This window comes from Flavobacterium fluviale (assembly GCF_003312915.1).
Classification (GTDB): Bacteria; Bacteroidota; Bacteroidia; order Flavobacteriales; family Flavobacteriaceae; genus Flavobacterium; species Flavobacterium fluviale.
This window is the reverse complement of the sequence record NZ_CP030261.1, coordinates 237,996-251,576: the sequence shown is the minus strand read 5'-3', so window position 1 is coordinate 251,576 and position 13,581 is coordinate 237,996. Positions and strand designations below refer to the sequence as shown.

12 protein-coding genes are annotated in these 13,581 nt (G+C 32.7%); 10 read left to right on the top strand and 2 right to left on the bottom strand.

Going from position 1 to position 13,581, the window contains the following annotated elements:
- The first annotated feature begins 250 nt into the window (after nt 1-250).
- The 10 genes from HYN86_RS01225 to HYN86_RS01180 all read left to right on the top strand — a co-directional run bounded on the left by HYN86_RS01225 (nt 251) and on the right by HYN86_RS01180 (nt 12,208).
- Nucleotides 251-1,729 (top strand): SGNH/GDSL hydrolase family protein, encoded by a 1,479-nt coding sequence (locus HYN86_RS01225; protein WP_113676426.1) that lies wholly within the window; start codon nt 251-253, stop codon nt 1,727-1,729.
- The gene (locus tag HYN86_RS01220; RefSeq protein WP_113676425.1) at nt 1,726-3,147 is read left to right on the top strand and encodes a GDSL-type esterase/lipase family protein; all 1,422 of its coding nucleotides are present in this window, start codon (nt 1,726-1,728) and stop codon (nt 3,145-3,147) included. The genes HYN86_RS01225 and HYN86_RS01220 overlap by 4 nt, the downstream gene beginning before the upstream one ends.
- A gap of 1 nt (nt 3,148) precedes the next feature.
- Nucleotides 3,149-4,831 carry an MBOAT family O-acyltransferase gene (locus HYN86_RS01215; protein WP_113676424.1) on the top strand — a complete coding sequence of 561 codons (1,683 nt, stop codon included), beginning with the start codon at nt 3,149-3,151 and terminating at the stop codon, nt 4,829-4,831.
- 370 nt (nt 4,832-5,201) lie between these two features.
- Nucleotides 5,202-6,554: a signal recognition particle protein gene (gene ffh, locus HYN86_RS01210; RefSeq protein ID WP_113676423.1), complete on the top strand. Its 1,353-nt coding sequence runs from the start codon at nt 5,202-5,204 to the stop codon at nt 6,552-6,554.
- Between the two features lie 124 nt (nt 6,555-6,678).
- Entirely contained in the window at nt 6,679-7,566 is an 888-nt protein-coding gene (locus HYN86_RS01205) for a bifunctional 5,10-methylenetetrahydrofolate dehydrogenase/5,10-methenyltetrahydrofolate cyclohydrolase (protein WP_113676422.1), read from the top strand.
- A 284-nt stretch (nt 7,567-7,850) separates the two neighbouring features.
- Nucleotides 7,851-8,819, top strand: coding sequence for a magnesium transporter CorA family protein (locus HYN86_RS01200; protein ID WP_230406415.1), 969 nt, complete (start codon nt 7,851-7,853; stop codon nt 8,817-8,819).
- A 307-nt stretch (nt 8,820-9,126) separates the two neighbouring features.
- Nucleotides 9,127-9,741 carry a hypothetical protein gene (locus HYN86_RS01195; protein WP_113676420.1) on the top strand — a complete coding sequence of 205 codons (615 nt, stop codon included), beginning with the start codon at nt 9,127-9,129 and terminating at the stop codon, nt 9,739-9,741.
- 9 nt (nt 9,742-9,750) lie between these two features.
- Nucleotides 9,751-10,041: a winged helix-turn-helix domain-containing protein gene (locus HYN86_RS01190; RefSeq protein WP_113676419.1), complete on the top strand. Its 291-nt coding sequence runs from the start codon at nt 9,751-9,753 to the stop codon at nt 10,039-10,041.
- Nucleotides 10,042-10,120: 79 nt separating this feature from the next.
- Nucleotides 10,121-11,512: a DUF4153 domain-containing protein gene (locus tag HYN86_RS01185; protein ID WP_113676418.1), complete on the top strand. Its 1,392-nt coding sequence runs from the start codon at nt 10,121-10,123 to the stop codon at nt 11,510-11,512.
- Between the two features lie 99 nt (nt 11,513-11,611).
- On the top strand, nt 11,612-12,208 hold the full coding sequence (locus tag HYN86_RS01180; RefSeq protein WP_162789246.1) for a hypothetical protein: 597 nt from the start codon (nt 11,612-11,614) through the stop codon (nt 12,206-12,208).
- A 41-nt stretch (nt 12,209-12,249) separates the two neighbouring features.
- On the opposite strand, the gene rluF is transcribed toward HYN86_RS01180, so the two are convergent.
- Both rluF and HYN86_RS01170 read right to left on the bottom strand, forming a co-directional pair.
- Entirely contained in the window at nt 12,250-13,086 is an 837-nt protein-coding gene (gene rluF, locus HYN86_RS01175) for a 23S rRNA pseudouridine(2604) synthase RluF (protein ID WP_113676416.1), read from the bottom strand.
- Between the two features lie 136 nt (nt 13,087-13,222).
- The gene (locus tag HYN86_RS01170) at nt 13,223-13,567 is read right to left on the bottom strand and encodes an antibiotic biosynthesis monooxygenase family protein (protein WP_113676415.1); all 345 of its coding nucleotides are present in this window, start codon (nt 13,565-13,567) and stop codon (nt 13,223-13,225) included.
- Between the last annotated feature and the right edge of the window lie 14 nt (nt 13,568-13,581).

The following is a 13,581-nucleotide window of genomic DNA, read 5'->3' as shown; positions in this document are numbered from 1 at the left end:
AAGAGTATTTCATTCTAAAACTATAATGCATCGCATTAAATTTAGTTAATCATTAGCTTTGTTTTTTTTATTTTTTTTTGATTTAGAGGTTAGATTTATCTAACCTCTTTTTTTTGCCTACTTTCTTGTTAAAATGAATTAGAAACAAAATGTTATTCTATCTTTGCACAAATTTTTTCTGCAATAAATTAACGATAACTTAATTGGTTTAATTTTTGATTTGCAGTTCTTCATATTTTATAATTATTAGGTGAATACAAAATCTTATTTTTTTCAGTCTTTTGCGATCGTAGCGTTAGCGCTGGTTGCCTTTATTGGATTTAAACAAATCCTTCCAGATAAAATATTTTCAGACAGTAAACTAGATTCTAAAAACATATTAATTGACAGTTTACTTTTAGAATCTGTTGCAGAAGATTCACTTTCTTTGGATGATGATAGTATTGCTGAAAGTGAAAGAAAATTAAACAGTCAAAAAATTGTTTTTGATGAAACTGAGGGAATTGAATTTCCCGCAGAAACTTTCGAGAATTACAAAGGATATCAATACCTGATTTCTTTTTACGAAAAATTATATCAGTTAGAGAAAAATCCGCAGAACAAAGTTAGAATTGCTTATTACGGAGATTCTATGACAGATGGAGATTTAATCGTTCAGGATGTGCGTGCCAATTATCAAGAACGTTTTGGAGGAAATGGAGTTGGATTTGTTCCAATTACTTCAGAATCGGCTGCATCGCGAGGTTCTGTAAAATCTACTTATTCGAAAAACTGGAAAACACAGTCATATTTAAATGTCAAAAAACCAACAAGCCCTTTTGGAATTAACGGTCACGTGTTTTTTGCAAACGATCCGTCAAATCCAACATGGGTTCAATACGAAGCGGGACTTAAAAAGTTTTCTACTTCTTTAGATAACGCAACCCTGTTTTACGGGCGATCCTCTAAAACAGGAAAAGTTAATTTTATCATTGGCAAAGACACTCTTAAAAAGAATCTTTCTCCAAACAATTTAGTCAACACAATAAAGGTATCTTCTGGAAGTTTAAAAGCTTTTAAAGCGAATTTTGTGCATGCAGATTCAATTCCGATTTACGGATTTAATTTTGATAACGGAATGGGAGTTCACGTTGATAATTTCTCGCAACGAGGAAATTCAGGACTTCCAATTTCAATGTTCAATGCAGATGTTATGAGAGCTTTTAATAATAATCTGAATTATGATTTAATTATTCTGCATTACGGAACAAATGTTTTGAATTACGGAACCAAAAATTATTCTTGGTACGAAAAAGGAATGACTAAAACTGTAAATAAAATAAAAGAATCTTTTCCAGGTGTTTCAATATTGATTGTTTCTACTGCCGATAAATCAACCAAATATGAATTGGAAATGAAAACAGATTCTGCTGTAGTTCCATTAATGAAAGCGCAAAAACATTACGCACTGGAAACCCAATCAGGGTTTGTAAACTTATACACCTTAATGGGAGGAGACGGTTCTATGATAAAATGGGTCGATGAAACACCGGCAAAAGCCAATAAAGATTATACGCACTTTAATCAGCGAGGTGCAAAGGCAATTGGTAATTTATTATATGAGCAATTAAACAAAGGATACGAAGAATATAAAGTACTCAGAGAAAAAAGGGATGCTGGCGGAACTAAGCCAAAACCAGTAAGAAGGGCCAGACCAGATTCCGTTTCCGTAACAAAAGACAGCGTATGATAAATAAACTTATTCTTTTCTTTTGTTGTCTTTTATTCTCTACGAATGAAAAGACTTCAAAAACAGATGTACCTCAAATTCCTAAAAGTATGATTCAAAAAGTAGATGCCGCAGCAATTGAAACTCCCGTAGAAGGTCAGATTTATAATGCCAAAGTATTAAAAGATTTTTTTCAGAAATTAGAAGAAAATGAAAATCAGAAAAACCAAAAAATTAATATTGTCCATATAGGAGATTCGCATATTCAAGGTGACTTGATGACGAATGAAATCAGAAAGAACTTGCAGCAAAAATTTGGTAATGCAGGACGTGGTTTAGTATTTCCGTATCAGCTCGCAAAAACAAACGGGTCTTATAACGAGCGTTTCAAATCGAATCGAGTTTGGGAAAGCTATAGAAATATTTATCCATTCAAAAATAATCCAGTTGGATTAAGCGGGATTGGACTTTGGAGAGATTCTGGCGGTTTTGTAATGGAAATGAATATAAAAGATCCCGCGTATAAATTTAATACGATAAAAATCATAACGCCAAAAAATCAGAATATGTTTGATTTGGCGGTTTCTTCTAAGATTAATTCAATTCAAACGACTGAGCGAAAAGTTATAACGCATAAAATTAAAAAAGGAGAAGTTCTTGGGACTATTGCAGATAAATACAATGTTTCGGTTACTGAAATAAAAAGAGACAATCGTTTAAAGTCAAATAATATTCGAGCAGGGAGAACTTTAAAAATTTCGACTAATGAAACAAGGGCAAAAACAATTTCTATGTCTGAGTTTGTTCCATTAGCCGTGGAGTCAGATTCTTACACTCATTATTATAATTCAGACAATGCGCTTAGTCGAATTTTCTTAATTCCGAATAAAGAAGCATCTAATTATGAATTAAACGGATTGGTTTTAGAAAAAGATGCTCCGGGAATTATCTACAGTGGTATAGGAGTAAATGGAGCCAAGTTTTCAGATTATAATAAATATCCATTATTTTTTGAACAGCTAAAAGCATTACATCCAGATCTTCTTGTTTTTTCACTAGGAACAAATGAAAGTTATGATCATTTGAATTCTGGAAGTTTCATTAAAGAATTGAGGGAGTTTATAAGTAATATTAAAGCGCAGAAAATTGATGCACCAATAATAATTATGACGCCGCCGCCCTCTTTGCTGAGAAGAAAGCCAAATACTTATATAGATGATTATACTAGACAAATTATTGAGATAGCCCAAAAAGATGGCTTTGCCGTTTGGGATTTGTACGATGAATTTGGCGGCATGAGCGGTATCAAACAACTGAAAGTGCAGGGATTAATTGGTCCAGACTGGGTTCATTACTCCAAAAAAGGATATGAGAAACAAGGAAATTTGTTTACGCAGGCGTTTTTAAAGACATACGATAATTTTAAATTAAAGAATTAAGTTGACAACAATAGATAGCATTAATAATTGGTTCATTCAAAATTTTGGTGCAATTACAACAGAACAAGTTAAAAGCTGGTTTATTTACAATCCAGAAGAAAAACTTTTATTCAATACTGGTTTATTTTTAGGCCTTTTTTTGGTTTTCTATTTTGTGTATGGTTTTTTACGCAAAACATTTTATTTGAGATTAACCTATGTTATTCTCTTCTCATTATTCTTTTATTATAAATCGAGTGGGATTTATTTTCTGTTATTATTACTTTCATCTGTTGTAGATTATGGTCTGAGCCAGATTATTTACAAAGAAAGCAGAGACAGCGTAAAGAAACTTTATTTGGTTATTAGTGTTATTTTGAATTTAGCACTTTTAGGCTATTTCAAATACATGAACTTTTTAATTGTGACTTACAATGATATGTTTCATGGTAATTTTGCACTTCATAATGTTTTTCTTCCTGTTGGAATTTCGTTCTATACTTTTCAATCGATGAGTTATATAATCGAGATTTACAGAGAAGAAATCAAACCGACGAAAAATTACATCGAGTATCTATTCTTCGTATCATTTTTCCCGCAGTTAGTTGCAGGACCAATTGTGCGCGCAAAAGATTTTCTTCCTCAGATTTATCAAAAACTAAATTTGACAAAAGAAGATGTAAACAACGCCTTGTTTTTGATTATTGGCGGACTTATCAAGAAAACAGTAATCTCAAATTATATTTCGGTAAACTTTGTCGATCGTGTTTTTGATACGCCGATGACTTATACTTCATTTGAAAATTTAATGGCTTCTTACGGATACGCCATTCAGATTTATTGTGATTTCTCTGGATATTCAGATATGGCAATTGGTATTGCATTATTATTAGGGTTTAAATTGCCCGCCAATTTTAGAACACCTTATAAATCAACTTCGATTACCGATTTCTGGAGAAGATGGCATATCTCACTATCCACTTGGTTAAAAGACTTTTTATACATTTCTATTGGAGGAAACAGACAAGGCTCTTTCGCAGGATATTTATTCCCAAGTTTATTTTTCTTTGGCTTATTGCTTTGGGGAATTTCAAACTATAATGAAAGCATAATGCCGCTGATAATCGCGGGAAGCAGTATTTTAGTTTTCTGTTTGTCATTTTTACTTTCAAGCAAAATAAAACAAACCTTAGTAACCAATTTTAATTTGTTTACTACAATGCTTTTGGGAGGTTTATGGCATGGAGCAGGAGCACAGTTTATAGTATGGGGAGCGCTTCACGGATTAGCTTTGGCAGTTCATAAAATATTTATGGAATTCTTTCCTTCGAAAAAAGATAAAAGTCCAAATTTCTTGTGGAGATTTTTCTCTATTCTAATTACCTTTCATTTTGTGGTTTTCTGCTGGATCTTCTTCCGCGCAAGAGATTTCGAAACAGCTTTACAGGTAATTAACAATATTGGTCAACTAACATTTGAACCAGAACTTTGGAAAACAATTGTATTAGGTTATAAAAATGTTTTCGGATTGATGTTATTCGGTTACGTTTGGCATTTCTTGCCAGAAGCTTTTACAAACGGAATGAAATCTGTTTTTGATAAAACACCATTATTAGTAAAAGCAATAATTCTGGGATTTGTTTACTGGATTGTTTACGCGACAGCAGTAGCAGGTTCACAGCCGTTTATTTACTTCCAATTTTAATTTTAAAGGTTCAAAGGTTCATAGCTACAAAGGCACAAAGGCGCAGAGATTTTATTCTTTGCGCCTTTTTTTTGTTTTGCCACGAAGACGCTACGGCACGAAGTCTTTTGTTTCACGGATATTTAGCAGATTTTTTTAATAGAAATCATTACAATCTGCTAAATCTGCGAGAGAAAAATAATTCGGGAAATTGGTGCAATTCGTGGCGAAAATAACTTTACGCCTTAGAGTATCTGCGAGATTTTTATCTTAATTAAATCTTTAAAAGAAAAACTTTGGGACTTTGTGTCTTTGCGGCTATGAACCTTAAAAATAAATTGCCTGAAATATCTAATTAGATTATCTTTGCACTTCAAATAAAGAAAATGATATGTTTGATAATTTAAGTGATAAGTTAGATAAAGCGTTCCATATATTAAAAGGACACGGTAAAATTACAGAAGTAAACGTTGCCGATACCTTAAAAGAAGTTCGTCGTGCTTTACTTGATGCCGATGTTAACTTTAAAATTGCTAAAGATTTTACGGCTAAAGTAAAAGAAAAAGCAATTGGTCAGGACGTACTTACAACCTTACAGCCAGGACAATTATTAGTTAAACTGGTAAAAGACGAGTTGACAGAATTAATGGGTGGAGATGTTGCTGGTATTAACTTATCTGGAACTCCAACTGTTATTTTGATGTCAGGACTTCAAGGTTCTGGTAAAACAACTTTCTCAGGAAAATTAGCCAACTTCTTAAAAACAAAGAAAAATAAAAAACCACTTCTTGTAGCGTGTGATATCTACCGTCCAGCGGCGATTAATCAGTTACATGTTGTTGGAGATCAGATAGGTGTTGAGGTTTACTCAGAACCAGAAAATAAAAATCCTGTAGAAATTGCACAAAACGCAATTAAGCATGCCAAAGCAAACGGATTCAATGTTGTAATTGTCGATACAGCAGGTCGTTTGGCAGTAGATCAGGAAATGATGGATGAAATTGCACGTGTTCACAAAGCAATTCAACCACAAGAAACATTGTTCGTTGTCGATTCTATGACAGGACAAGACGCTGTAAATACAGCAAAAGCTTTCAACGATATCTTAAACTTTGATGGAGTTATCTTAACGAAATTAGACGGTGATACTCGTGGTGGAGCAGCACTTTCAATCAAATCGATTGTAAACAAACCAATCAAATTTGTGGGTACTGGAGAAAAAATGGAAGCAATTGATGTTTTCTATCCAGAACGTATGGCTGAGCGTATCCTTGGTATGGGAGACGTTGTGTCTCTTGTAGAAAGAGCTCAGGAACAATTTGATGAAGAAGAAGCTAGAAAACTTCAAAAGAAAATCGCTAAAAACGAATTTGGTTTTGATGACTTCTTAACGCAGATCCAGCAGGTAAAGAAAATGGGTAATATGAAAGACTTGGTAGGAATGATACCAGGAGCTTCAAAAGCCATGAAAGATGTTGAAATTGAAGATGATGCTTTTAAACATATCGAAGCAATTATTCACTCGATGACACCAATCGAAAGAAGCAAACCAGCGATTATCGACGTAAAAAGAAAGGCCAGAATTGCAAAAGGTTCGGGAACAAAAGTCGAGCAGGTAAATCAGTTAATGAAGCAGTTTGACCAAATGAGCAAGATGATGAAGATGATGCAGGGGCCAGGCGGAAAAAATCTGATGAAAATGATGGGAGGCATGAAAGGAATGCCAGGAGGAATGCCGAAATAAAAAAAATAAAAGTTTCAAGTTTCAGGTTTCAAGTTATGGGACTGAAATTTGAAACTTTTTTCAATAAATAAACACAAGTTCTAAAACTTGAAACTTTAAACCTGAAACATTTAACTACAAGATAATGCAGCTACTAGACGGTAAAAAAACATCTAACGACATTAAAAACGAAATTGCAGCCGAAGTTCAATCTATAAAAGCAGCTGGAGGAAAAGTGCCTCATTTAGCAGCAGTTTTAGTTGGAAATAATGGAGCAAGTTTAACTTACGTAGGAAGTAAAGTAAAATCATGTCAGGAAATCGGATTTGATTCAACTTTAGTAAGTCTGCCAGAAACCATTACCGAAGAAGAATTGCTGGCAAAAATTAAAGAGTTAAACGAAGATGATAATCTAGACGGGTATATCGTTCAGTTACCATTGCCAAAGCATATCGACGAGCAAAAAATCTTATTAGCAATCGATCCTGATAAAGATGTAGACGGATTCCATCCAACTAACTTTGGAAGAATGGCGCTTGAAATGGAAAGTTTTATTCCAGCAACACCATTCGGAATTATGGAATTGTTAGAGCGTTACAAAGTCGAAACTGCAGGAAAACATACCGTAGTAATTGGAAGAAGCCATATTGTAGGACGTCCAATGAGTATTTTAATGAGCCGTAAAGGAAATCCAGGAGATTCTACAGTTACACTAACACACAGCCGAACTAAAAATTTAGAAGAATTTACTAAAAATGCAGATATCATTATTACAGCATTAGGAGTTCCAGAATTTTTAAAAGCTGACATGGTAAAAGAAGGAGTGACAGTTATTGATGTTGGAATTACGCGTGTTGATGATGCATCAAACTCAAAAGGATATGTTATTAAAGGAGATGTAGATTTTGACGGCGTAAGCAAAAAAGCATCATTTATTACACCAGTTCCAGGTGGAGTAGGACCAATGACAATTGCAATGTTGTTAAAAAATACACTATTAGCAAGAAAAATGAGAAGCGCAAAAAACAAGTAATTTTGTTTCAAAATAATATAGAGCCTGTTCAATTGAACAGGCTTTTTTTGTGCTAAACTTTCTAACACCATAGCTATGTGAATTAATGCAAATGAAATACCTTTTCTAAAACTAGCATTTCTATGATTCTATGTGTTTAAAAACCAATCAAACTAACACTTTAATATATTATTAATACTTTAAAGTTTCGGTTCTTAAAAATAAAGGATACTTTTGCACCACTTAAAAAACACTTCTCCAAATGGACGATTATTATTATTCGTTAGTATTAAATTAAGCAGCTTTTGAAAATTTCAAAATGCTGCGATAAAATCCTGTATTTTGAAATGAAAGCCTTTTACACAAACAACAACGGATTGATTGAAATCCCAAAATGGACTTCTAATTGCTGGATTCATATCGAATCTCCAACAGAAACAGAAAAAAACTACTTACTAGAAGAACTTCAAATTCCCGAAGCATTTTACAATGATATTGAGGACATCGACGAAAGACCTCGTATAGAAGTCGAAGATGGCTGGACGTTAATTATCATGAGAATCCCCATTAAAAGTGGAGATGTAAAAATACCCTTTCATACGGTTCCTCTCGGACTAATTTTTAAAGATGATATCTGTGTTACAATCAGTTTTTATAAAACAGAAATCATTGCCGACTTTGTTTCGTATTCACAGCGCAAAAATATCGAAATCGAAGATAATTTCAATTTAGTACTGAGACTGCTTTTGTCATCAAGCGTCTGGTACTTAAAATATCTGAAACAAATCAATCAAAAAATAAAACTGGCAGAAGATAATTTAGAGAAATCTATCAAAAATGAAGAATTACAAGCTCTGCTTCAAATCGAAAAATGTTTTGTATTCTTCATCACCTCTTTAAAAGCAAATGACGTTTTATTTCAAAGAATTAAAAATCTAAAAGCGCACAAAGCCAATTACGATCCCGAGTTACTGGAAGATGTCGAAATCGAATTAAATCAGGCGCAGGATACGGCCAATATTTACAACAACATCCTAACCGGAATGATGGATGCCTATGCTTCGGTTATTTCAAATAATATGAATAACATTATGAAACAGATGACCTCCATTTCGATCATCTTAATGATTCCAACCCTAATTGCCAGTTTGTACGGAATGAACGTCCCAAATGGTCTGGAAGAAAGCAGATACGGAATCTGGATTTTACTTTTAGTTTCTATAATCCTATCCAGTTTTGGGGTCTTTTTATTCAAAAGAAGAAGATGGTTTTAATTTAAAATCTCAAAACAGTAAAAAGGCCTGTTCGTTAAGAATAGGCTTTTTTCGTTTTTATAATTTGGGCGTGACCGTAACGAGATAAAAAGGCAAACATACTTTGCGCATATACGCCTTTTTATCTCGTTACGGTCGGGCTATCCGCGCTACTTCGGTAGCTTGCTCCTATCCCTCACGCAGCTATGCGAATAATAGACCTAACAGGTTTTTAAAACCTGTTAGGTCTTGTTGAAATAAAAAAAATCACTTTTTCATTTGTCAATTCAAAATAAATAATAACTTTGTACTGCAAAGTACTTTAATTATGAATCAAAAGCACCAAGAAGATTTAGCACATATTCGTTCCATGATGGAGCGTTCTTCCAGATTTATATCTTTAAGCGGACTATCAGGCGTTTTTGCAGGTCTCTCTGCGTTGATTGGTGGTATGTACGTTTATCAATTATTTAAAGCAAATGGAATCGAATATTTTACCGATGAGCACATTTTGCTTTCGGGTAGTTTAGTTTCAGAGGTAATTTATACAGCTTTTGTTATTCTATTTTTTGCTCTTGCTTTTGGAATATTTTTTACCATTAGAAAAAGTAAAAAATACAATCTGCCAATTTGGACATCGGCAACAAAAAAAATGTTATTTAATCTGGCAATTCCGTTAATTGCCGGAGGAATTTTTTGCTTGGCTTTACAGTATCATCAAGCCTATGGTTTAGTGGCACCTGCAACTTTGATATTTTATGGTTTAGCGCTTATTAATGCAGAAAAGTATACTTTTTCAGATGTGAAATATTTAGGTTTCTGTGAACTTTTTTTAGGATTAATTTCTCTTTTTCTTATTGGATATGGCTTACTATTTTGGATCATTGGTTTTGGAATTTTACATATTTTGTACGGATTAATCATGTTCAAAAAATATAAATAAACCAGCCAAATGGGAATCATTGATAAACTAAATAAAGATTTCGAAAGTCGTGTCAGATTAGGTATTATGTCTATTCTGATGGTCAATGATTGGGTAGATTTTACCGAAATGAAAACGCTATTAGATATCACCGACGGTAATTTAGCCAGTCATTCTTCTGCGCTAGAAAAAGCCGGTTATATTGAAGTAAAAAAAGAATTTGTAGGCAAAAAACCAAGAACGTCTTACCAAGTAACCGACTTAGGGCGCGTGGCTTTTAAGGAACATTTATCTTATCTCGAAAAATTGATGAGATCTTAGCAGCTCTATTTTTTTACCTAAAAACTTTGAAATACAAAGTACTTTTAAAAATAAATAACAAACTAAAAATGCTATTAAAATGAAAAAACATCAAATTATCTTTGCCTGTACAGCAGTTTTTATCCTGCTTTTTTACAACGAATCTGTTGGTATTAATCTCTCTATTTTTGGAGTAGTTCTCACTCTTTTAATTAGTTACTTCTTTCAGGAGAAATTTGTGGACCGATCACATTTGGTTTTAGTTATGACTTCTATTTTGTCTTGTTTTGCTTTTGCGTGGTACGGAGATGCCGCTTCGTTTTTTGCTTTAGCACTTTCAATTCTGTTTTTACAATTTAAAACTCAAGACGGCGAACTTAAAAGCGTACAAGTTTTTCCGTTAATTTTCTTAAACGGAATCACTTCTCTAGGACGTATTTTTCTTTTTCACCAATGGCTTCCAGAACGAAAAATTCATAATGATTTTGCAAAGAAATTTGTTGCCTTTGTAGTTATTCCCGTTATTTTTCTAGGATTGTTTTTCATCGCTTATTCTTTCGGAAGTAATCATTTTGCGTCATTATTTACCGATTATCAATTAGATATAAATCTGCCGCAATTAATATTGGTTACAATCTTGGGATTTTATATTTCTTTCAGTTTTTGGAATTATTGGGTTCCAGACGTTTGTTATCAATACAACTCAAAACTAAGCAATGATTTTACTAATATTTCTGAAGTAAAAAATCAAAGTACATTTTCATTTCTAGATCTTGATTTCGAGAGAAAAAGCGGTGAAATCACATTGGTTTTATTAAATATTATGCTTTTGGTTTTTATCGGTACTTATAATTATGAACAGTTTTTTGAAGTGGTAGAGAAAACAAATTTAAGCGCAGATACGCACGAACGAGTAAACTCAGTAATTTTTTCGATCTTGATGGCAGTAGGATTAATCATGTTCTACTTTAAAGGCGGATTTAATTTTGATGAAAAAGCAGCACGCTTAAAGAAACTTGCTAAAATTTGGATTGTTTTAAATGGTTTTTTAATCTTAAGCGCCATAATTAAAAACTCAGAATACATTTCTGTCTTTGGTTTAACTTATAAAAGATTGGGTGTATATGCCTTTTTGATTTTATCTATCGTAGGTTTGGTTTTTGTTTTTCTAAAAATTAAAAAGCAAAAAACAAATTCTTATCTGGTAAATAATATGATTTGGTATTTTTATGGAACATTGTTATTATGCAGTTTTGTGAACTGGGGGAATCTGATTACAAATTATAATATCTCTGTAAATAAATGTACCGAACCCAAATTTTTAAGTGGACTTAACTTTAATGATGACGCCCGACGCGAATATTTTTTAAAAAATAATTTAAATGGCGGCTATGATGAAAGCAGCAGGGAGGAAATGATTTTGAACTATCAGAATGAAAGTTTTTTATCTAAAGCTTTGTATTATGAATTTTTAAATGAAAAGAATAAGTAAATGAAGAGGATTTTTATTTTTTCGATGTTGTTTCTTATCTCATTTATTACAAATTCTCAGAATTTAAAATATCGAAGCGTAGACTATTATTTTTCTATTTTGAAGAAAGCTGAAATTAAAGAAAGTCAAGATAGGGGGCTTTTAGATGGAAATTTAAATATTGCAAAAAAGTATAAAAAGAAAGCTGAAAACGGATTGAACCAAGCTGGACAAGATCTCTACTTGAATATAAAAATGAACCTTTTAAAAACATATTTTAAAGATTATCTGTATCAGCAGCATATAAATTATAAAAATGAAACATATGTTTTATATTTTTCTATGGCTGGTTTCGATGATACGGAATGGTGTATTCTAAAATGGAAAAGGGGAAAATGGAAAAATCTAGAAAGAATTGACAAGCAGCTGGTAGAAAATGTCAGAAATAAAAAAGACGAAAGTGCTAATTTTAATTTTGTATGTTTCAATTATGATGAAGGCCCAAAAAATATAGATGGAATTAAGATTTTTGTAAAAAAGCATTATTTAATAATGCAAAGAGGAGGTCTTTATCATTCTTTGATTGATTTAGAGCGTGATAAGATTTTGATTAATGAAGAATCTCCTATGCACGCTAGTAATTCTAAAAATAAAACTGAAATGAATATTTGGATAAAGAAAAATCTTCATGATAAGATTGATAAAATTATCCAATAACCAAAAAGTCCCATTCTTTCAAAGAATGGGACTTTTGATATTTATTGATCTCCTCTTTTTTTAAATCGAGGATCATGTTTAGAAATAAACGTTGTTCTTCGACTCGAACTTTGGTTTGAATTTTTATTCAGGTTTTCCACTTTTGGAAAACTCGCTTCTTCAGTTTTGCTAGAAGGCTCAATCAACTGATTTAATTCTTTTATCTCATCATCAGTTAAATCACGGTAACGCCCAACAGGAACATCCAAAGAAATATTGATAATTCGGATACGTTTAAGCGCCGTAACTTCATAACCCAAGTATTCTGCCATTCTTCTAATTTGGCGGTTTAATCCCTGCGTTAAAATGATTTTAAAGGTGTATTTACTGATTTGTTCTACTTTACATTTTTTGGTAACCGTATCTAGAATCGGAACACCATTTCCCATACGCTGGATAAATCGATCTGTAATAGGTCTGTCAACAGTAACGGTATATTCTTTTTCGTGATTGTTTCTGGCGCGTAGAATTTTGTTGACGATGTCACCATCATTTGTCATGAAAATTAATCCTTCACTTGCTTTATCCAATCTTCCGATTGGAAAAATACGTTTCGGATAATTAATATAGTCTACGATATTATTTTTAACTTCAAGATTGGTTGTGCACTCAATTCCGACTGGTTTGTTAAATGCCAGATAAACCAATTTTTCATGTTTTTCAACAATTAGTTTTCCGTCAATACGCACTTCATCTTGTGGAGAAACTTTAGTCCCCATTTCTGGCACAGCGCCATTTATTGTTACGCGTCCTTCTTCGATCAATTTATCGGCTTCACGACGAGAACAATAGCCCGTTTCGCCAATAAATTTATTAAGACGTTTTAGATTTTCTTCCATACTGTAAAAGTAGCTAAAATTTAGGACTTCTTAGATTGTTAGGCTTCTTAGAATTTTAGATTTTGTTAAGCAAAACTTAGAATTAGCAACTCAGAATCTAAGAAAACTTTGTTCCTCTGAACCTTTGCACCTTTTCTCAGTCATGAAAAATGGAACTATCGTCAGGAGTTTCTTTTCTTTCAAACATTCCGTAATCGCGAACTACAGCTGCAATTCGTAAATGATAATCTTTAAAAATTCCATTTCTTCCTTTTGATTGCGCGTGACGATGCATTTCGAGATTTCGCCATTGCTGAATACTTTCTTCATCTTTCCAAAAAGATAAAGACAAAATTTTGCCAGGATCATTCAAACTTTGAAATCTTTCTATAGAAATAAAGCCATCAATACTATTTAATTCAGGGCGGAGACTAGCAGCAATATCCAGATATTCTTCTTTTTTTCCTTCATTGGGAATGACTTCGAAAATTACGGCGATCATTTTTTTTGAGTTAT